Here is a 20,889-nt window from a genome sequence, read left to right as displayed (position 1 = left end):
TCAGTGCGACGGCGCTCGAACGGCTGTGGCGCGCGTGATCAGCGAGGTCTCCGAGACATCCTGCACGGGGCGACCGTTGATCTCGAGGTACTGGTACGTCATCGACAGTCGCGACGTGCCGACCAGTCGCACCTGCGCCACGATGTCGAGACGCAACGGCACGTGCGTGCCGTCGACACGCCCGTACTGGCGGATCAGGTGTACGGATTTCGTCCAGAACGACGGCCGCTTGACGAGATCGCCTTCGATGCGCAGCAGCGTGCCCTCGGGCGAGAGCCACATCTCGCCCTTGACGAGCATGTCCTCGCGCTTGCGAGGATCGATCGCCACACGCACGCCACCCTCGACGGGTGACGGCGGGGAGAACGTGTAGTTCTCGTCGGTCAGGCCGCCGCGGCGCGACAGTCCTTCGCGGTGCACCTGCGCCTCCTTGTCGAGCGTCTCGCGCAGGACCCGCTTCCGGATCAGTTCGGACCCGCCTTCGTCCAGCGCTTCCCACGTGAACACGCCGTCATTGAGGCAGGTGCGGACGACGAGCCACGCAGCCTTGTTGTGTCGATCGTTTGCAGACTCGAGGCGCCGGATGGCGACGTAGCTGCGCAGGGGAGGTTCGGGCTTGAACGTGACCGCTGCCGAACTGATGGACGAGGGGGGCGCGACCTGCGCGTGGACGACCGCAACGGGATTCGGAGTCGTCAGCGCTGCACATGCGAGGGCGCAGGGCCAGACCCATCCGATCCGCTGAGCCGAGCGAGCACACGCACTGGCCATGCTTCCTCCGATGCACGCGACATGCCGTCGCGCGACCATCCGACGATCGTGGGCTTGCGCTCGCCGCAGGCCGTATCTTGCGCCCGCTTCGGCCCCCTGACAACCCGTGGCGCCGCTCCATCGACCAAGGTCCAGTGGTGACCGTGTCCTTCTTCACGACGCATGGGGCAAATCCGACGCGGGCCCACGTGCAAGGCACAGCGGGCGGGACGCGAGAGACAACGGGCTACCATGCTCGGCGACGACATGTCCGACGCCTTGCTGGCCTTCTCCCACGTTACGGTGATCCGCGACAACGCCACGATCCTCGACGATTTCTCCCTGGTGATTCCGGCCGGCCAGCATGTGGCCGTGGTCGGGCCGAACGGTTCCGGCAAGAGCACGGTCCTCAAGCTCGTCACCCGCGACCTGTGGCCTCTGGCTCGGCCAGAGAGCTCGGTGACCGTGCTCGGCCAGGATCGCTGGACCCAGTGGGATCTGCGCGCCGCCATCGGCATCGTCTCGAACGACCTGCTCGCCACCTGTACGCGCAAGGTGACCGGGCGCGACCTGCTGCTCTCGGCGTTCTTCGGCAGCATCGGCCTGTGGCCGCATCATGCGCCGACGCCGTCCATGCATGAGCGCGTCGACGAGATCCTGGCCTGGCTCGGCCTGCCACATCTCGCCGATCGGCTGATGACGCGGATGTCTTCAGGTGAGGCGCGGCGCCTGCTCATCGGACGCGCACTCATCCACAGGCCGCGCGCGCTCATCCTCGACGAGCCGATGACGAGCCTCGACCTGGGCGCCGCCCACGAAGTGCGCGCGACAATGCGGGCGCTGGCACAGGAAGGGACGAGCCTCCTGCTCGTGACCCACGACCTGGCCGACATCGTCCCGGAGGTCGGCCGTGTCGTGCTGCTCAAGCAGGGACGCATCGCCGGCGACGGCGCCACGGCCGCGCTGCTGACCACCGAGACGCTGACGGCGCTGTACGATCGCCCTGTCGAGGTCACCCATCGGGACGGCCACTATCACGCCTGGTGAGGGGCACGCAATTGCAGACGTTCAGAATCGCAGAATTTCACTGTCCTGGTCAGCAGCTCGACACATGGGTCAGCAAGTCGCAGTCAGGCGAGGGGCGGTCAAGGGGTTTGCATCGCCACCGATCGAACGATGATGACAACGTGAGCTGGTAGCCGTGTGGCGGTGGGTGGTTGAAATTCTGAACTTCCTGCAATTCTGAAATTCCTGTGTTCGACTCCCTCGACTTCTCCGACTCGTTCATCAGGGCGTTGCCCGCCGACCCATCGACACGCAACGTGTCGCGGGCAGTACCCGGCGCCAGTTACTCGCACGTGGCGCCGACGCCGGTGGCGGCCCCATCGCTGCTGGCGTGGTCAGATGCCATGGGCGCGCAACTCGGGCTCGCACGACCACCGCTTGGCGCGGGTGCGGCAGCCGAGATTCTGTCCGGCAACAGGCAGGTGCCGGGCATGCGGCCGTACGCCGCACGTTATGGCGGCCACCAGTTCGGCCAATGGGCGGATCAGCTCGGTGACGGACGCGCGATCACGCTCGGTGAAGTGCGGGCACCGGATCGGCAGTCGTGGGAAGTGCAGCTGAAGGGCGCCGGGCGCACGCCGTACTCGCGGCACGCGGACGGCCGGGCCGTGCTGCGATCCTCGGTCCGGGAGTTCCTGTGTTCGGAGGCGATGCACTGGCTCGGCATCCCCACGACGCGAGCGTTGAGCCTGGTCGGGACGGGTGAACCGGTGGTTCGCGACATGTTCTACGATGGCCGGCCCGACGCGGAGCCGGGCGCGATCGTCTGCCGCGTCGCGCCGTCGTTTGTCCGCTTCGGATCGTTCGAGATGCACGCGACACACGGCGAGACGGACATCCTCCGCCGGCTCGCCGACTACGTAATCGCGACGCACTACCCCGAACTCGGCGTGCCGTCGAGCGCGACGTACCTGGCGCTGTTCGAGGAAGTCTGCCGCCGCACCGCGATCCTGGCCGCGCACTGGACGCGCGTCGGTTTCGTGCACGGTGTGCTGAACACCGACAACATGTCGATACTCGGTCTGACGATCGACTACGGGCCCTACGGGTGGCTCGAGGGCTACGACCCGACGTGGACCCCGAATACCACCGACGCCGGCACCCGGCGCTATCGTTACGGGCAGCAGCCCAACGTCGCGCTGTGGAACCTGGCGCGACTCGGCGAATCGCTGTCTCCGCTCATCGAGACGCCCGACGACCTGCATCGCGGTCTCGAGATCTACCGCGAGACCTTCGACACGAGCTACGGCGTCATGCTGCGCGACAAGCTGGGCCTCGATTCCATCGACACGACGGGCGAGGATCCGCTGCTGGTTGGCATGTTCACGTGGCTCGAGGCGACCGAGACCGACATGACGATCTTCTTCCGCGGGCTCGCCGATGTGCCCGTGGAGGACGCGGCGGCGAACGACGAACAATATCTGGATCCGATTCGCGATGCGTTCTACGACGCGGCGGCGCTGCAGGGGCCGCACCGCGGTCGCGTCGTCGACTGGCTGCGGGAGTACGCGGCACGTGTGCGTGCGGAGGGACGGCCACGAGACGAGCGCGTCGCCCGCATGCATCGCGCGAACCCGAAGTACGTGCTGCGCAACTATCTCGCCCAGCTGGCGATCGTCGCGACCGCGGAGGGTGACTCGTCGGTGATCGAGCGGCTGTTGCGCGTCCTTGCCCGCCCCTACGACGACCAGCCGGGCGAGGACGACCTGGCGCGGCGCCGCCCGGAATGGGCCCGCAACCGCGCCGGCTGCAGCATGCTCAGCTGCAGCTCTTAGGTCTCAGGGCTCAGGTCCCAGGGCTCAGATCTTCCCTGAGACTTGAGACGTGAGACGTGACCCGCAGGCTGCAGGCCGTAGGCCGTAGCCCGTGTGTTACTGACGTGATGTCACCGCGTCCCCTCGCGCGGTGCCCTCGCGCCGAGGGTCGGCGCCAGCGAACCAGCCCGTCGGCGTCCGCTCGATGGCCTGCACGCCCGAGGTCTTGGCGACGTAGCGGACCGCGTGCCCGCGTGCTTCCAGGGCCGCGCCGAGCGCCGTGTCGACGCGACCGGCCTCGAGTTCGGTCGGGCCATTGCGGCTGCCGACGTTGGGCAGCGTGATCGCCGCCTGCACGTCGAGACCCCAGTCGAGCGTGCCGATCAGGACCTTGCCGACGTAGTTGATGATATCGGAGCCGCCCGGCGAACCGAGCGTCATCCGTAACCGCCCGGTTCCGCGATCGAAGACGAGCAGCGGCGTCATCGAGGACCGAGGCCGCTTGCCTGGCTGCACCCGGTTGGCGACCGGCGTGCCGTCGGGCGTGAGGGCCGCCAGCGAGAAGTCGGTGAGCTGGTTGTTCAGCATGAACCCACGCACCATCTGCCGCGAACCGAACTCGTCCTCGATCGTCGTCGTCATCGACAGCGCGTTGCCGAAGCGATCGACGATCGAGATATGCGACGTGGACGGGCGCTCGAGACTGATCGCAGCAGATGCCGTTCGTGCCCGTCCGGGGGGCAGGCCGGGCAAGGCACGGCCCATCGATCGATCGCCGACGAGCGCGGCACGCTCGCGGATGTACCCGGCATCGATCAGCCCGGCCACCGGGACGTCCACGAAGGCGGGATCGCCCACATACGCATCGCGATCGGCAAACGCGAGCCGCGCCGCCTCGGCGTAGACGTGCACCAGGTCCGGCGAGAGACGCCAGTGCCCCGCGTCGACCCGCGCCGGTTTCATCGTCTTCAGGTCGCGCGACTGCAGTGCGCCGAGAATCTGCGCCACTGCGATGGTCCCGCTGGACGGCGGCGGGAAGCCGCAGATCCGCGCGTCGTGGTAGTCGAAGCACAGCGGCTCACGCTCGACCGGTTGATAGGCCGCGATGTCGGCCGCCGTGAGCAGGCCAGGGTTGGTCCGGTGGGTACGCACTTTCTCGGCAATCGCCGCCGCGATGTCGCCGGTGTAGAAGGCCTCTGCGCCCTCGCTGGCCACCCGTCGCAGCACCTCGGCCAGGGCTGGGTTGCGCAACAGCGTACCGACGGGCTTGGGTCGCCCATCTGCCGTGAAAAAGTGTCCGCGTGCATCAGGATCAGACGGCAGCGCCTTGTTGGCAGACACGAGCCGAGCCAGGCGTGGGCTGATGGCGAAGCCGTCGTCGGCCAACCGGATCGCGGGTGCGAACAGCCGCGCCCAGGGCAGCAGGCCGTATCGCCGATGCGCCTGAGCCAGCATGCGGAGGACTCCGGGAGCCCCGACCGACCTGCCGCCGACGATGGCTTCCGCGGTCGGCATGGGGACACCGTCGCGCAGGAAGAGGGCCTCGGTGGCCGCGGCGGGAGCCGTTTCCCGCCCATCGAGCGCCACCAGCGATCGCCCGTCCCAATACAGGAGGAAGGCACCGCCGCCGATGCCGCTCGATTGCGGCTCGACCAGCGTCAGCACCATCTGCACGGCAATCGCCGCGTCGATCGCGCTGCCGCCGGCGTTGAGGATCTCGGCGCCCGCGTCGGTGGCGAGCGGGTTCGCCGCGGCCGCCATCCATGTTGCGCCCGACCAGCCCGGCTTGTCGGTCCAGCCACTGGCGCCCTCCGGAGGGCCCTCCAACGGCGCGCGGACCCGCGGCGGTGCGGCACAGGCCAGACCCGCGAGAAGGCCACAGATCGCCAGACGACCGAGCGCACGCGTCATCGGCGGAGCATATCGCGGGCATCCGGGCACCGGCGAACGCCGGACGCTGGACGCTGGACGCTGGACGCTAGACGCTAGACGCTGGACGCCAACGTCGAACGTTGAACGTCGTCAAGGTATCGGGAAGCGTCGAGCAAGCTCGACGCCTACGTCCCTCCTGCGTCGACGAAGGTCACGCGCCGAACACCAGACGAGGTTAAGCCCTGAGCCCTGAGACTTGAGGCTTGAGGCTTGAGGCTCGAGGCTCGAGGCTCGAGGCTTGAGGCTTGAGGCTTGGAGAACTGGCCGCGCGCTTGCAAGAGCCCTGCGTCATGAACATCGAAGAGCTCATGACGCCGAACCCGGCCTGTTGTACGCCTGAGACCCCGGTCGCCGACGTCGCGACGATGATGATGCAGCACGACTGCGGGGAGATTCCCGTGGTCACCAAGGGCGGCGGCCTCATCGGCGTCGTCACCGACCGCGACATCGTCGTGCGCCTGGTCGCGAATGGCGGCGACCTGCGCCGCGCCACGGCAGCCAATTGCATGACCCAACCGGCCGTGTCACTGCCACCCGATGCGCAGGTCAGCGATGCCATCGAGCTGATGCAGGCGCACCAGGTGCGGCGCCTCCCAATCGTGAATGGCGAGGGTGAGGTGTGCGGCATCGTCGCGCAGGCCGACCTGGCGCGGTGGGCAACCGCCGAACAGACCGGCGACCTCGTGCGCGACGTGTCGGAGCCGCAGCAGGCAGTGTGATACGTCATTCGTCAGGTCTCACGTCTCACGTCTCAGGCAAAGGTCTCGGCAACGCGCTTACCTGAGACCTGAGACCTGAGGCTTGAGGCTTGAGGCTTGAGGCTTGAGGCTTGAGGCTTGAGGCTTGAGGCTTGAGGCTTGAGGCTTGAGGCTTGAGGCTTGAGGCCTGAGACCTGAGACCTGAGACGTAGGCATCAGGCTGCAGGCTAGATGCTCGCGATGCGGAGCGATCGGTCGAGCGTCGCCGGTGTGATGGTGCGGCCGGTCAGGCCTGCCTGCATCACCGCCACGCCAAGGGCCAGTGCGCGTGCCGCCGAGTCGACCGCCAAGATGGAGGGCACGCCGGTGTGCATCGCCGTGAGCAGTTCGCCGAGGACCGAACCACGGCTCCGGTCTTCGGCGCACATCTGCGTCGACGGATCGATGGGCGACAGTTCACGGTACCCGCTGTATCGCGGGCTCTCGGCCGGCGCCAGCACCTCCCACACGTCGTTGCCAATGCGAATGCGGCCGCCGCTGCATATCAGGTCGCACTGGAACACGAAGTACCGCTTCGCTCCACCTGTAACGAACACCTCGACACCGTTCTCGAACAGGATGCGCGCACGACCGCCGCGGTCGACGACACCGTCGCGGAGCGCGCCGGCATAACGGACCTCGTCGGCTTCGTCACGCTGATGACCGTCGCTGCTGGCGTCGGCTTCGTGCGCGGCCGTGTCGAGCGTGGCATCCACGCACGCCCACGGGCCGCACCATGCGAGCAGCAGGTCCCACGCGTGGCTGCCGGTGTGCACGACGTGTCCGCTGAACAGCACGTGCACGGTCTCGAGCCGGCCGAAGGTCTCCTCGCGGACCCAGCGAGCCACTGCACGGTGGCGCGCGTCCAGGCGGCGTGGGTGGTCGACGACCGCCGCCGCGCCGGCGGCGGCCACGTCTCGCGCCAGCAGGTCTCCCTCCTCGACGGTGCACGCCACGGCCTTCTCGATCCACAGCCCGCGGACACCCGCTGCCAGGGCGGCCCGGCTCATCACCACACGGTCGGCTGCGTAGGCACAGATGGAGACGATATCGGGGCGGTCGCGTTCAAGCAGGACACGGTAGTCGGCGTGCAGGTGTGCCTCGTCGATGTTCCAGTCCGCACCGAATGACTCGAGGCGCCCCGCGTCGAGGTCGGCGCCCGCGACCAGTCGTGTCCTCTCGTCGGCGGCGTACCAACCGGCGTGCGTGTGCGGCCTGGTGCGGAGGAGATCACGTTCGAGCAGGGAGGCAATGCGGCCGGTGCCGATGATCGCGGCGCGGTACGGCGGGGCAGACTCGGACATCGAGCGCATCGTAGCGCGGCGGCCAACTGAGGTTCACGTATGATCGCCTTCCGCTCATGCGCCCCTTCCTGTCCGTGCTCGTCCTCGGTGTCGGTCTCGGTGCGGCGCCGTACGTGCTGCCGCCCCTCCAGTCAGCGTCGGCGCCGCGAGCCAGCGTCGCCACCATCTACGCGTCGCTGTGCGCGAATTGCCACGGCCCCACGCTTCAGGGTGGCCAGGGGCCGAGCCTGGTGGACGCGGAGTGGAAGCATGGCGACACCGACGCCGACATAGCGCGCGTGATCCGCGAGGGCGTGGCTGGTACGCCGATGCTGCCGTTCCGGGCGGCGCTGACCGACCTGCAGATCCGGGCCATGGTGATTCACGTCCGGGAGGCGCAGGAGAGCGCCCGACTCGGCACATTGCCACCCGCGGCGCTGCCCCTGCCGGCGCGAATCGAGAGCGAACGCCACGCATTCCGTACCGAGGTGCTGGCCGACGGACTCGAGACGCCCTGGGGCATCGAGTTCCTGCCCGACGGCGCGCTGCTGGTGAGCGAGCGGCCGGGCCGGTTGCGCATCATCCGCGAGGGACAGGTCCTGCCCCCGATCAGTGGTGTGCCGGCGGTGTGGGTCGAACAGGACGGCGGACTCTTCGACATCGCCGTCCATCCCCGCTTTGCCGAGAACGGCTGGGTGTACCTCGCCTTCAGTGAGACCGGCGCGGAAACCGGATCCTCGAGCACGCGCATCATCCGCGGCACCCTGCGCGGCAATGCCCTCGTCGACCAGGTGACCATCTTCCGTCCGGCGCCGGCCCTGTACTGGAACAACAACTCACACTTCGGCGCGAGGCTGCTGTTCGATCGCGATGGCTACCTGTTCTTCTCGATCGGCGATCGCGGTCACATGGCGGACGCGCAGGACCTGGCCAGCCCTTACGGCAAGCTGCACCGTGTCCATGACGACGGGCGGGTGCCGAGTGACAACCCGTTTGTCGGCCGTGCCGGCGCGGTGGCGAGCATCTGGAGCTACGGCCACCGCAACCAGCAGGGGCTCGCGATCGACCCCCGCAATGGCGACCTCTATGCGACCGAGCACGGGCCGCGCGGCGGCGATGAACTCAACCTCGTGCGCAAGGGCCGCAACTACGGCTGGCCGATCATCACGTACGGGATGAACGACAACGGCACCCCGCTCACCGACCGCACCGAGCAGGATGGCCTCGAACAGCCGGTGGTGTACTGGACGCCGTCCATCGCCGTTTCCGGCATCGACTTCTACACGGGGAGCCGTTTTCCGCGCTGGGCCAACGATCTCTTCGTGACGGCGCTCGCCGGTCAGCAGCTGCGCCGGCTCGAGATCCGCGACGGCCGGGTCACGCACCAGGAACTGCTGCTTCGCGGGTCCGGCCGCGTGCGCGACGTGCGTGTCGGTCCGGATGGCCTGATCTACGTCGCGTTCAACGGTCCCGGCCTGATCGTGCGACTCTCGCCCGCCGACTGATCGGTGCTGCGAGTCACGCAGCGCGGGCCGGGCTCGGCCGCCTTCGCGCTACACGCTTCGGCGCCCAAGGAAGCCGGCCCTACCGTGTGCGCCGACGGTCGATCCAACACGCGCGCGCTGACGCTCCACCTCCGGCAGTGGCGGAGCGCGGTTCACGCCAGCCATAGCTGTAGGCCGCAGGCTGCAGCCCGTAGGCTGCAGGCCTTGTGATTGCGATAGGCTGGGGGCGTGGACATCGCCGTCTTCGACACCCGCGCCTACGACCGTCACGCATTTGATGCCGCCAATACCAGGTACGGACACGAGCTTCGTTTCTTCGAGCCGAGACTGAGCAGCCGCACGGCGACGCTTGCCAGCGGCGTGCCGGTGGTGTGCCCGTTCGTCAACGACCGCGCCGATGCGGAGACCATTGGCGCCCTGCACCGTGGCGGGACGCGCCTGCTGGCGCTGCGATCGGCCGGCTTCAACCACGTGGACCTAGACGCCGCTGCCGCCATCGGGATGCGGGTCGTGCGCGTACCGGAGTATTCGCCGTACGCGGTGGCCGAACTCGCCATGTGCCTCGTACTCACGCTCAACCGGAAGGTGCATCGCGCGTACAACCGCGTCCGCGAAGCCAACTTCTCGCTGGAGGGCCTGGTCGGCTTCGACCTCCACGGCAAGACGTTCGGCATCATCGGCACCGGCCGCATCGGCCGCGTGCTGGCACGCATCGCACATGGCTTCGGCTGTCGTGTCCTGGCGACCGACGCCTCGCCAGACGAGGCACTGCAACGGGAGCTTGGCGTCGAGTACGTCGAGGCATCGACGCTCTACCGCGAGGCCGATGTGATCTCGCTGCACGTGCCGCTCACGACCGAGACGCACCACATGATCGACAAGGATGCGTTCGCGCAGATGAAGGCGGGCGTCATGTTGATCAACACCAGCCGTGGGGCGCTCGTGGACGCGCGCGCGCTGATCCAGGCGCTGAAGTCACGCCACGTCGGTGCCGCCGGGCTCGACGTGTACGAGGAGGAAGGCCCCCTCTTCTTTCGCGATCTCTCCGCGCAGGTATTGCAGGATGACGTGCTGGCGCGACTGCTGACATTCCCGAACGTGTTGATTACCTCGCACCAGGGTTTCCTGACGCGCGAGGCGCTTGCCAACATCGCCGACACGACGCTGGCGAGCGTCAGCGCCTTCGCGCGGGGCGAGGCGCTGGTGCATGAAATCGGGCAGCGGGTGCCATGAATCGCGACCGGGCACCGGGTACCGGGTACCGGGTACCGGCGAGGTGGACGTCAACGATCGATCGTCAGAATCACGCGACGATAACTCGTCAGCCGCGGCGTCCCGTCGTCGGTGACCTCGAGGATGACGTGCGCCACGCCTGGCAGCCGTGGCGTCACCGACGCCTGCGCCTCCTCGCCGCGCTCGACCTGCACGCGCGCCGGTTCACGTTCGCCGCGCGCGGCCGGGGGTGACGCGTTGGTCGCGGCCGGCGGGGCTCCTCCGGGAGCGGTGAGGACCGGACGCCCCGGGATGCCGGTGCCGGCCTCAGGGTAGTACCACCAGCGAAACGTCAGCGCGTGTCCCTCGGGATCACGCGTCTCACGGGCATCGAGCGCCACCGGCGTGCCCACGCGCGCGTCTACGAGGATGGGCGCCGTGCCGGCGGCACCATTCACGACCACCTGCGGGTTGTGGTTCGCGCCCTCACGAGGCAGGACGGTCCACGCCATGCGCGCCGCGAAGTCGTGCTGGAATGCCTCTCGCCATCGCCAGATCGTCGCCTGATCCGAGGTGTACATCTGGCCGTCACTGCCGCGCACGGTGTCTCGCGACGACGCGCGACCCGGGTAGGCGTCGCCGCCCTGCGTCCAGAACGCCCGCGGCTCCCCATGCGGTTGAAGCCAGACGTACCGGCCGCCCCAGCCTCCGAAGGTCGGGCTCATCGCGCTGTCGAGGCCGTTGTCGATGAGGCCGAGGAACGAAGGCGTGTCGCCCTCGTGGATGCAGCAGGGATACGGATAGTGCTTGCCGAGCGGCCCGCGAGCCCGGATGTTGGCGTCGACCCAGCCGTCCGTGAAGGTGCGGAAATCGGCGCCGGGCGCGTTGCGATAGAAGCGGTCACCGCTGATCCCGGTCCATGTCGCCGCCGCGTATTCCTGCCCGTCCTGCGTCGAGGGGACGCCGATGAAATGCAGGTCCGGGAACTTTCGCCGCAGCCACGCACCGGCGTCATCCTGGTCGGAGATGGCATAGACGCGGAGCCGCGATACCAGCGTGCGGAGCTGCTCGGGCGTCAATGCCGCGCGGGCGTCGATCAAGGCCTGCGCGAGCGTATTCGTGCCGCCCCATGCCGTCACCCACAACGGCCGCGGGTCGTCGCGGCGCATCGCCGCCAGCAACAGCGCCGCGCCCGGTGACGTCTTGCCGGCACCCGTCGCGGCCATGCCGTAGCCGGGCTGCCCGGCCGCGACCAGGCGCTTCAGATCAGCGGCCGCCGGAAACCCGGGCGCATGCAGCAACAGGTTCGGCTGCACCTGCGCGTAGGCATCGAGGACGGTGTGCAGGACGTCGGGCCGTACGCCGGTTTTCAACCACGTCGACGTCGTGGCCACCAACCCCTCGATGTCGAACTGGTTGCCATACACGAGCAACCGCACGAGCGACATCTGGTCGTCCGGTTCGTTGGCGATATCGGTCAGCACCAGCAACCGCACCCGAGCCACGTGTGCGTCCACGCGACTGGCCACCGGGTCGGCGGCCATCGCCGGCCGCCCCGCCTGCGCCCACGCCGGATGCCCCGCAAGGCACGTCAGCGCTCCCATCACGCACAGCACCCGCACAGGTAATCGCATGCCGCCCATTCTGCGCCACTACACGATACGGCGATCGGCCTTCGGCAATCGGCCTTCGGCCTTCGGATCGGGATTGGGGATTCCTCCTCCGTCCTCGCTCCCCCTCGGTCCTCGGTCCTCCGTCCTTCCTCCGTTCTCGCTCCCCCTCGGTCCTCGGTCCTCCGTCCTTCCTCCGTCCGCTCTCCTCTCTCCTCCGTCCTTGCGTTTGTTGTATTTCTCTTCCGTGGCTCTGATCACGGTGGTGGGCAGCATCAACATGGACCTCGTCGTGCGCGCGCCCCGGTTCGCGCATCCCGGCGAGACGATCACGGGCGAGAGTTTCCTCACCGTCCCTGGGGGCAAGGGGGCGAACCAAGCCGTCGCGGCGCAACGCCTTGGCGGCACCGTCGCGATGATCGGCGGCGTCGGCGAGGACGCGTTCGGCGCATCCATGGCGCAGGGCCTCGCCGACGAAGGCATCGACGTCCGCCACGTGGACGTGCGCGGCGGCCGCGCGTCCGGGGTGGCCCTCATTACCGTGAACGCCGACGGCGAGAACACGATCATCGTCGTTCCTGGCGCGAATGGCGCGCTGACGACCGATGACGTGACCCTCGCGCGCGACGTCGTCCTGTCGACCGATGTCCTGCTGCTGCAGCTCGAAATTCCGATGGCCGTCGTACAGGCCGCCGCAGCCATCGCGCACGACGCCGGCCGCACGGTGATCCTCAACGCGGCACCTGCCGCCATCCTTCCTGACTCGCTGCTGCCGTTGGTCGACTACCTGATCGTGAACGAGACGGAGTTGTTCACGGTGGCCGGACCTGCCGCGCGGGATCAGCAGGCTGCGATCACGGGCCTCCACGATCGCGGTGCGAGCGCAATCGTGGTCACCCTCGGCGGTGCCGGTGCACGCCTGGTGCCCCGCGACCAAGCGCCAACCCTCGTGCACGCCTACACCGTCGACGTGGTCGACACGACAGCAGCCGGTGACGCATTCGTCGGCGCCTTCGCCGTGGCGCTTTCCGAGGGGCTGCCGCCAATGGAGGCGCTTCGCCGTGGCAACGCCGCCGGCGCGCTGACGGTGACACGGGCGGGCGCGCAGCCGTCACTGCCGACACGCGATGAAGTCGACGCGTGGCTCAGCGCGCACCAATGAACGGGATGTCGCGGTTCGGGAACCGGGAACCGGGAACCGGGGACTGGGAATCGGGGACTGGGAATCGGGGACCGGAGCCGCTGGGCTGACCCGCCTGACGTCGGCGTTCACCGTCCGACGTTCGGCGCTCGGCGTTCACACGTAGCCGTCGACCTTTAGGTCGACGGTCAGCGGCAGCGCGTCGACCTGAAGGTCGACGCCTACGGAAGGCGCCTTTACGGGCGCGACGCCTTCAACGCCGCGGCGCTGGCGTTGTGGCCGGTGCGGGCTGTCGCTTCACCAGTTCGCGCAGCCGCCGTGACGTCTCGACGCGTGTCGTTCCGGCCTTGCGCAGGACGATGAGCGCGGCGGCCTCATGGTCGCGCTCGACGAGCGCCAGCCCGCGCTCGATGCCCAGTACGCCGATCGCCGTATCCAGGCCATCGGCATCCACACCGTGCCGCGAGATGACCGTCACGGTGATGTCGTCGAGCAGGCCCGTGCGCGACACCGGATCGATCACGTGCGAGTAGCGGCGGCCGTCCACGTCGAGATGTTGTTCGGCATTGCCGGACGTCGAGACGGCCATGTTGGCCAGCAGGAGGATCGGCGGAATGGGCGTATCGCCAAAGTCGCCGTCGTGGATGCGGATGCGCCACCCCGGCTGCCCCGGCGGCGGGTCACCGAACGCCAGGTCACCGCTGACGGCCACCAGCGCACGGCGAATGCCGGTCCGCGTGATCGCCGCGAGTGCCTCGCTGGCCGCAAAGCCCTTGCCGATCGCGCCGACGTCGAGTTGCATGCCGGCGATATCGAACGACACGGTCCGGCGAGCCTCGTCGAGATGCATGTGCGCGTAGCCGCTGCGCGTACCGGCCTCGCGCAGGGCATCGGGGTCGGGCATCCGCTTCGCCTTGCGTGCCTCCCGCCACAGCCGGATGACCGGGCCCTGGGTCACGTCGAAGGCGCCGCCGGTCGCAACCGACAGCCGGTGCGAGGCCTTGAGCACGGCGAAGAGATCGGCGCTGAGCGGCACCGGGCGTCGCACGGCGTCCCTGGTCACGCGACTGAGTTCGCTGTCGGACAGATAGTCCGAGAGGATCTCGTTCAGCTGTCGGACGCGGTCGAATCCGGCACGGAACGCCACGCGAGCCTTCGTCGCATCAGGCGCGAACACCGTGATGGACACGAGCGTGCCCATGTGCGGTTCGACACCCTCGAATCGCTCGAGGGTCGTCGGAAAAGGCAGCGGCTGGCTGCCCCAGGCCGTTGAGGCCGCGCTCGGAGAGCGGGCCCTATCAACTGATCCTCCAGACGATGGTACCGGCCGGGTATCCCAGCCGGCCGTCCCGCGGATCTCCCCACCGAGCACGAGCCCGACGACGAGCGAAGAACCAACGAACTGGCGAAAGATCGCGTGCATGGCCTGGAGTTCAGCGTTCCGCCTTCGCCAAGGCTACGGCGGACAAGTCAGCGTCCCTGGGCGTCAAGCCTCAAGCCTCAAGCCTCAAGCCTCAAGCGTTAGGCGTTAGGCGTTAGGCGTTAGGCGTTAGATCCCGAACACCCGTTTCGCGTTGTCGTACAGCAGCTTGCGTTCGAGGGCCTTGCTGGCGGCGAGCCGTCGCAGCGCCGCGATCGTCTGGGCGCCCTGGCACTTCTCGCCGCTGCCGACGTGATCGTTGCAGTCACTGCCGTAGAGCAACTTGTCCTGGTGCCGCTCGAGGAAACCGCGCGTGAACGCTTCGTCGCGTGTCAACGCATTCAGGCCTGAACCGGCCGAGAGGTCACCGTACATGTTCGGGTAGTCGCGCAGGTACCGATCGGTGAGGCCGCCTGGCGTCACTGGCCCCTTCGGGTAGAGCACCGTCTGGTCGGCATGCCCGGCGTCGATGTTCGCCCACCACGTCTGCGCGTGACCGATGAAGGTAACGCGCGGAAATTGCTCGAGCATGCGATGGAATCGCTCGAAGCCGTGGTTGTACATGCCGAACTGCCAGTGCATCAGCACCGGCACGCGGTGCGTCTCGGCAAGCCGGTAGATTGACTGCATCTCGGGGGCGTCGCAGGCAATCCCGAACTTCTGCTCCGCGATCACGATGGCGCCTCGCGCGAGTTGCCGCTCGATCTCCTGCGCCGCACCGTCGAGGTCCGGGACGTCGTTGGCCCCGAAACGGAACTCCCCGGGATGTGCCTTTGCGAAGTCGCGGCAGGCATCGTTGCCGAGGGCCTGCGCCTGCAACCCGTTCGAGACCCCGTCGTGGGTCGAGGGGCGCGCCGCAGGCCGGCCGGCGGGCAGGACGATGGTCATGGTGACGCCCATCGCCCGCTGGTGCGCCAGCAACACCTCGTCGGGCCGGCCGCTGTAGCCGACGTGCTGGTGGATGTCTATGATGGGCTCTCCCTGCGCACGCACGCCGGACGCGTCGGGAAACATCAGGGCACCGGCAACAGCGCCGGACGCGGCCAGGAAGCCCCGTCGGGTGGGAGTACCCACGCAAGGCCGGCTCTCCTTGGGCGCCGAAGCGCGTAGCGCGAAGGCGGCCGACTTGTCCGCCGTAGCCTTGGCGGAGGTGGAGACCGGCCAACGCCGATTGACCATGCGCGTCATTGTGTCTCGAATCCTAGTCGCCATCGCCCTGCTTGCCACTGCCGCCGCGGTGACTACGCGCGGTCAGCAGGACGCGCCTCGGCGCCCGTGGCCCCCGGGCGTGCAGGCCGTCTCGCAGGCGTCGCCGGCCCTCACGCCCGAGCAGGAACGGGACACCTTTCATCTCGCGCCGGGCTACCGCGTCGAGTTGGTCGCCAGCGAGCCGCTCGTGCAGGATCCGGTTGCCATCGACTGGGCTCCGGACGGCCGCCTGTGGGTGGTCGAGATGCCCGGCTTCATGCCCGACATCGCCGCCACAGGCGAGCACGACGCGATCGGCCGCATCGTCGTGCTTGAAGACAGCGACCACGACGGCCGGATGGACCGTCGGACCGTGTTTGCCGACGGCCTCGTCCTGGCCAGGAGCGTGAAGGTGCTGGAGCACGGCGTGCTCGTCGCCGAACCGCCAGACCTGTGGTTGATGCGCGACACGGACGGCGACCTGCGCATGGACACGAAGACGCGTGTGACCGGCCAGTTCGGGCAGCGCGACGTCGACGTGGAGAACAACGCGAACGGGTTCGATTGGGGGCTCGACAACCGCCTCCGAACGGCGGGCCAGTCCCGGCTCGAGTTCCGATGGAAGGCCGGGACGCTGGTCGCCGTGCCCGCGCCCGTCCGTGGCCAGTGGGGCGTGACCCATGACGACGTCGGGCGCACCTTCCGCAACAGCAACGAGTCGGCACTACACGTGGACATGGTCGCCGACGAGTATTTCGCGCGCCATCCGCAGCTGCTACGCACGCGCGGCAGCTACGAGCGCCTCGCGATGCCCGACAACGACCTGAACACCGTGTGGCCAGTCCGGCCCACGCCGGGCATCAACCGCGGCTACCAGGCTGGCATCCGACGGTCGGACGGGACGCTGGCGCGATACACCTCGGTCTGCGCTCCGCTCGTGTACCGAGGCGATCGGTTGCCGGTGGCAGGCAGCGTGTTCGTGGCCGAGCCGGCGGCCAACGTCGTGAGCCGCATCGATCTGCGTGAGGACGGCGCGACCGTTCAGGCTGCCAAGGCATGGGGCAATGCCGAGTTCCTCGCCTCGTCCGATGAGCGCTTCCGGCCCGTCTACCTCTCGAACGCCCCCGACGGCGCGCTCTACCTGGTCGATCTCTACCGGGGCGTCGTCGAGCACCGGCTGTCGCTGACCACGTACCTGAAGTCGTACATCGAGACGCAGGGCCTGCTCAATCCGCGGGGCCTTGGCCGCATCTGGCGCATCGTCCACGAGGACCAGCCGCGCGATACGAGTCCCATGGCGACACGCACCGCCGAGGACCTGGTGGCGTTGCTGTCGCATCCCAACGGTTGGCGACGCGATACGGCGCAGCGCCTGCTCGTCGAACGTGGCGATGCGGCAATCGCGCCGGTGCTCGCCCGGCTGTCGCACGACGCCGACGAGCCACGCACGCGACTGCATGCGCTCTGGGCGCTCGACGGGCTCGATGCCATCACCGTCGCTGACGTCGAGGCGGCATGGCACGATCGTTCACCGCACGTGCGCGCCGCGACCTTGCGCATTGCGGAACGATGGCTCGACACCCCCACGCCCGCCCTTCGGGCCACGATCGAGGCGGCGACCGAGGATGCCGATCCACGGGTGCGCCTGCAGGCAGCCGCCTCACTGGGGGCGTTGAAAGACGACCGTGCGAAGTGGGATGCGATGGCCACCCTGCTCGCCCGTCGCGGCGACGACCCGGTACTGGCCGACATCGTGCTGAGCGGCGCGCGCGGCGCGGAGTCGATGATCCTGGAGCGGATCCTGGAACAGGGCCGGCGTGGTGACGGCCCGCTCGGACGGCCGGCCCTACCGTCGCAGGCCGCGCTCGGAGAGCGGGCCCTACCAACACCTGCCACTGACGCGATCACGATGTTGACCGCGACGATGTTGCGTGCAGCTCGTGAGCAGGACGCGCAGCAGTGGCTGGCACGCGTCGCGGGTGATGGGTCTGGCCGGGCCGCGACCCGCCTTCGCCGTCCGGCTTCGGCGAGCCAGACAGCCGGCCCTACCGGTGATGCCGCCACGGCCACGGTAGCGCCCGCTCTCCGAGCGCGGCCCCTCGAGCACTGGCAACGCGAGGCGCTGATGCATGGCGCCGAGATCGGCATCCTCGGCGCACCGGTGCCCGGGCAGCAGCCGCCGTTGCCGGCCTCGAGTGGCGTGACGTGTCCGACCTGCCCGGGTGGCCGTCAAAGCAGCGGCGGGGACTACGCGTTCGAATGGCCTGCCGCGGCGAATGCCTACACGAGGCCCGGCGTCGCGGCGCCGCCGTTGCGCCTGCGACGCCGGCCCGATGCCTTCGTGACACTCGCCGGCCAGGACAGCCCGCTCGGCAGGCAGGCGGCGGCCGTGCTCACACGCGTCAGCTGGCCAGGCAAGCCGGGCGACCCCGACGCGCCGGCGCCCCTGACCACGGCCGAGCAGCAGCGGTTCGATGAGGGTCGCCGAATCTACGAGGCGATGTGCCAGGCCTGCCATCAGGCGGATGGCCGCGGTCAGTCGGGCCGCGCCGCGAGCCTCGTCGGGTCGGCGCTGGCGTTGGCGCCACCCGAGATACCCGTGCGGATCCTGCTCAACGGCAAGGAAGGCTCGACAGGGTTGATGCCCGCGCTTGGCGCGGCGATGACCGACGCCCAGGTCGCGAGCGTCCTGACCTACGTCCGGCGTGAATGGGGCCACGGCGGCAGCGCCGTCGATGCGGCCGTGGTCGCACGCCAGCGCTCGCTGAACAAGAGCAGGACACGTCCCTGGACGGACGGAGAGTTGGTTGGTAGGGACGCCTCTCCGAGGCGTCCATGACCTCGCCTCTACATCGCGGAGATGGACCGCTCGGAGAGCGGTCCCTACCTTCGTGGGAGATGGATCGCTCGGAGAGCGGGCCCTACCTTCGTGGGAGATGGACCGCTCGGAGAGCGGTCCCTAGCTTCGTGGGACATGGATCGCTCGGAGAGCGGTCCCTAGCTTCGTGGGAGATGGACCGCTCGGAGAGCGGGCCCTACCTTCGTGGGACATGGACCGCTCGGAGAGCGGTCCCTACCTTCGTGGGACATGGACCGCTCGGAGAGCGGGCCCTACCTTCGTGGGGGATGGATCGCTCGGAGAGCGGGCCCTACCTTCCTGACGCAGTACAATCGGCCGTTCCCTTCCATCCGTCTGGAGTCGTCACGATGTCCTTGCGCGTTGCTTCTCGCTGCCTGGTTTTGCTGGCCTCGGCGGGCATCGGGCTGGTGAGTGCCCGCCAACCCACGCCGTCACAACCCGTGCTCGGCACGCGCACCGTCAAGGTGCTCGAGGTCGGCGGCCTGAAGTTCAAGGACCTCAACAAGAACGGGAAACTCGACGTGTACGAGGACTGGCGCAAGCCGGTGGACGCGCGCGCCGACGATCTCGTGTCGCAGATGACGCTCGAGGAGAAGGCGGGGCTGATGGTCAGCCCGACGCTCACGATGGGGACCGATGGCGCCGTCAACGAGGAGTCGCGGCCGATGCCCAATCCATTCGGCGGGCCAGCGTGGTCGTTGCCGGGGACGTCGGAGGCGGTGCTGAAGATGCACAGCCGCCAGTTCATCAACCGCGCCAACACCAGCCCGCGCACGATGGTGACGTGGCTGAACGGCGTGCAGCAGATCGCCGAGTCGTCGCGGCTCGGCATCCCCGCGTTCTTCGTCACCAACCCGCGCAATCATCTCGGTGGCGCCATGGTCGTGGGCATCGAGGAAGCCGGCGGCAGCTTCTCGCAATGGCCGGGCACGCTGGGACTCGCGGCCACCCGCGACGCCGCACTCGTCGAGGAGTTCTCGCGCATCGCCGCCGAGGAGTACGTGGCCGTCGGCATCCGTGGCGCCTATCACCCGCAGATCGATCTCGCGACGGAGCCGCGCTGGGCGCGCATCTCCGGCACCTTCGGCGAGGACGCTGACCTGACCAGCGAGATGGTGCGCGCGATGTTGCGAGGCTTCCAGGGCAAGACGCTGGGCCCGAAGAGCGTGGCGCTCATCGTCAAGCACTTCCCGGGCGGCGGCCCGGCCATTCAGGGACAGGACTCGCACTTCGAGTTCGGCAAGTACGACGTCTATCCCGGCAAGAACTTCGACTATCACGTCAAGCCGTTCAAGGCCGCCATCGACGCCGGCGCGGTCGCGATCATGCCGTACTACTCGATCCCGAAGGACATCACGCCCGAACAGGTGGGCATGAGCTACAACAAGGCGATCGTGACCGACCTGCTCCGCGACCGCCTCGGCTTCAAGGGCATCGTCAATTCGGACTCCGGCATCACCACGTCGATGGTGTGGGGCGTCGAGAACCTCACCGTCGAACAGCGCTACAAGAAGGGCATCGACGCGGGCGTCGACATCTACAGCAACGACACGACGCCCGAACATGTCGTCAATCTCGTACGCAAGGGCGAGCTGAGCCAGTCACGTGTCGACGAATCGGCGCGTCGCATCCTTCGTGTGCGGATCGCGCTGGGCATCTTCGAGAACCCCTATGCCGATGCCGACGTGGCCGAGCGAACGGTGCGCAACGCGGCCTTCCAGAAGAAGGCACTCGAGGCGCAGCGCAAGTCCCTGGTGCTGCTCAAGGAAGAACGCGGCGTGTTGCCCCTCAAGGCGGGCGCCAGGGTCTACGCGGAAGGGGTCGATGCGAAGGTACTGCAGGTGCGTGGCTTCACCGTCGTGGCCACGCCAGCCGAAGCCGACGTCGCGCTGCTGCGCGTCACGTTCAACGAGCCGTCCGGCGAAGTCCCGGGGGCTCGGGCGATGGGCGCGCGCCCTGGTGGGGGCGTTGCTGGCCCCGGAGGCGGAGGACCTGGTGGCGCGACCACTGGCGCCGCGGCCGGCCGTAATCCACGCGGCGCGGGACTGGGCGGAATGAATACCGGCGGCGCGCCGATCGGCCTGACGCTCGCACCCGATCGGCTGGAGAAGCTGCGTGTCGTGATGAAGGCCAAGCCGACCATCGTCGCGATGTACTTCGACAGGCCGTACGTGGTGCCCGCTCTCGCCAAGGAGTCGGCGGCGTTGCTCGCGCATTTCGGCGTGAGCGACGAGGCATTGCTCGACGTCCTCACGGGCACCTACCCGCCCACAGGCAAGCTGCCGTTCGAGCTGCCCTCGTCGATGCTGGCCGTGCAGGAGCAGAAGGAAGACGTGCCGCACGACTCGAAGGACCCGTTGTTCCCCTTCGGCCACGGGATCACGTTCGCGCCTGCCTCCGCGCGCAGGTAGCTGGCAACGCACTTTCTCGGG

At 68.5% G+C, this 20,889-nt stretch carries 14 protein-coding genes; 8 read left to right on the top strand and 6 right to left on the bottom strand.

Annotated elements, in window-relative coordinates; all coding sequences use genetic code 11:
* Positions 1 to 771, bottom strand: a complete 771-nt coding sequence (locus LuPra_RS05310) for a hypothetical protein (RefSeq protein ID WP_157898768.1) — start codon at positions 769 to 771, stop codon at positions 1 to 3.
* A 231-nt stretch (positions 772 to 1,002) separates the two neighbouring features.
* Between LuPra_RS05310 and LuPra_RS05305 the strand changes: the two genes are divergently transcribed.
* Positions 1,003 to 1,797 (top strand): ABC transporter ATP-binding protein, encoded by a 795-nt coding sequence (locus LuPra_RS05305; protein WP_234800736.1) that lies wholly within the window; start codon positions 1,003 to 1,005, stop codon positions 1,795 to 1,797.
* Between the two features lie 206 nt (positions 1,798 to 2,003).
* Entirely contained in the window at positions 2,004 to 3,590 is a 1,587-nt protein-coding gene (locus tag LuPra_RS05300) for a protein adenylyltransferase SelO (protein WP_169812014.1), read from the top strand.
* Positions 3,591 to 3,686: 96 nt separating this feature from the next.
* On the opposite strand, the gene ggt is transcribed toward LuPra_RS05300, so the two are convergent.
* Complete coding sequence (ggt, locus tag LuPra_RS05295) at positions 3,687 to 5,480, bottom strand: gamma-glutamyltransferase (protein WP_110169783.1); 1,794 nt, start codon at positions 5,478 to 5,480, stop codon at positions 3,687 to 3,689.
* A gap of 311 nt (positions 5,481 to 5,791) precedes the next feature.
* Here ggt and LuPra_RS05290 point away from each other — a divergent pair, with 311 nt between their 5' ends.
* Positions 5,792 to 6,220, top strand: coding sequence for a CBS domain-containing protein (locus LuPra_RS05290; RefSeq protein ID WP_110169782.1), 429 nt, complete (start codon positions 5,792 to 5,794; stop codon positions 6,218 to 6,220).
* A gap of 206 nt (positions 6,221 to 6,426) precedes the next feature.
* On the opposite strand, the gene LuPra_RS05280 is transcribed toward LuPra_RS05290, so the two are convergent.
* Positions 6,427 to 7,542, bottom strand: coding sequence for a Gfo/Idh/MocA family protein (locus LuPra_RS05280; protein WP_157898767.1), 1,116 nt, complete (start codon positions 7,540 to 7,542; stop codon positions 6,427 to 6,429).
* 56 nt (positions 7,543 to 7,598) lie between these two features.
* On the opposite strand from LuPra_RS05280, the gene LuPra_RS05275 reads away from it, so the two are divergent.
* Complete coding sequence (locus tag LuPra_RS05275; RefSeq protein WP_110169780.1) at positions 7,599 to 9,026, top strand: PQQ-dependent sugar dehydrogenase; 1,428 nt, start codon at positions 7,599 to 7,601, stop codon at positions 9,024 to 9,026.
* Between the two features lie 228 nt (positions 9,027 to 9,254).
* Complete coding sequence (locus tag LuPra_RS05270; protein WP_110169779.1) at positions 9,255 to 10,259, top strand: 2-hydroxyacid dehydrogenase; 1,005 nt, start codon at positions 9,255 to 9,257, stop codon at positions 10,257 to 10,259.
* Positions 10,260 to 10,309: 50 nt separating this feature from the next.
* On the opposite strand, the gene LuPra_RS05265 is transcribed toward LuPra_RS05270, so the two are convergent.
* A complete protein-coding gene (locus tag LuPra_RS05265) occupies positions 10,310 to 11,872 on the bottom strand; it encodes a DUF1593 domain-containing protein (RefSeq protein ID WP_234800735.1) in 1,563 nt (520 codons plus the stop codon).
* Between the two features lie 223 nt (positions 11,873 to 12,095).
* Between LuPra_RS05265 and rbsK the strand changes: the two genes are divergently transcribed.
* The gene (gene rbsK / locus LuPra_RS05260; protein WP_234800734.1) at positions 12,096 to 13,010 is read left to right on the top strand and encodes a ribokinase; all 915 of its coding nucleotides are present in this window, start codon (positions 12,096 to 12,098) and stop codon (positions 13,008 to 13,010) included.
* Positions 13,011 to 13,242: 232 nt separating this feature from the next.
* On the opposite strand, the gene LuPra_RS05255 is transcribed toward rbsK, so the two are convergent.
* Together LuPra_RS05255 and LuPra_RS05250 are read right to left on the bottom strand one after the other, a co-directional pair.
* Entirely contained in the window at positions 13,243 to 14,412 is a 1,170-nt protein-coding gene (locus LuPra_RS05255) for an FAD:protein FMN transferase (protein WP_110169778.1), read from the bottom strand.
* Between the two features lie 126 nt (positions 14,413 to 14,538).
* Positions 14,539 to 15,423: an amidohydrolase family protein gene (locus LuPra_RS05250; RefSeq protein WP_110169777.1), complete on the bottom strand. Its 885-nt coding sequence runs from the start codon at positions 15,421 to 15,423 to the stop codon at positions 14,539 to 14,541.
* A gap of 175 nt (positions 15,424 to 15,598) precedes the next feature.
* Between LuPra_RS05250 and LuPra_RS05245 the strand changes: the two genes are divergently transcribed.
* Both LuPra_RS05245 and LuPra_RS05240 read left to right on the top strand, forming a co-directional pair.
* On the top strand, positions 15,599 to 18,436 hold the full coding sequence (locus LuPra_RS05245) for a DUF7133 domain-containing protein (RefSeq protein ID WP_157898766.1): 2,838 nt from the start codon (positions 15,599 to 15,601) through the stop codon (positions 18,434 to 18,436).
* A 368-nt stretch (positions 18,437 to 18,804) separates the two neighbouring features.
* Positions 18,805 to 20,868, top strand: a complete 2,064-nt coding sequence (locus LuPra_RS05240) for a glycoside hydrolase family 3 protein (protein ID WP_162271302.1) — start codon at positions 18,805 to 18,807, stop codon at positions 20,866 to 20,868.
* Positions 20,869 to 20,889: the final 21 nt, after the last annotated feature.

This window comes from Luteitalea pratensis, from assembly GCF_001618865.1.
GTDB lineage: Bacteria > Acidobacteriota > Vicinamibacteria > Vicinamibacterales > Vicinamibacteraceae > Luteitalea > Luteitalea pratensis.
This window is presented reverse-complemented; position numbering and strand designations above follow the sequence as displayed.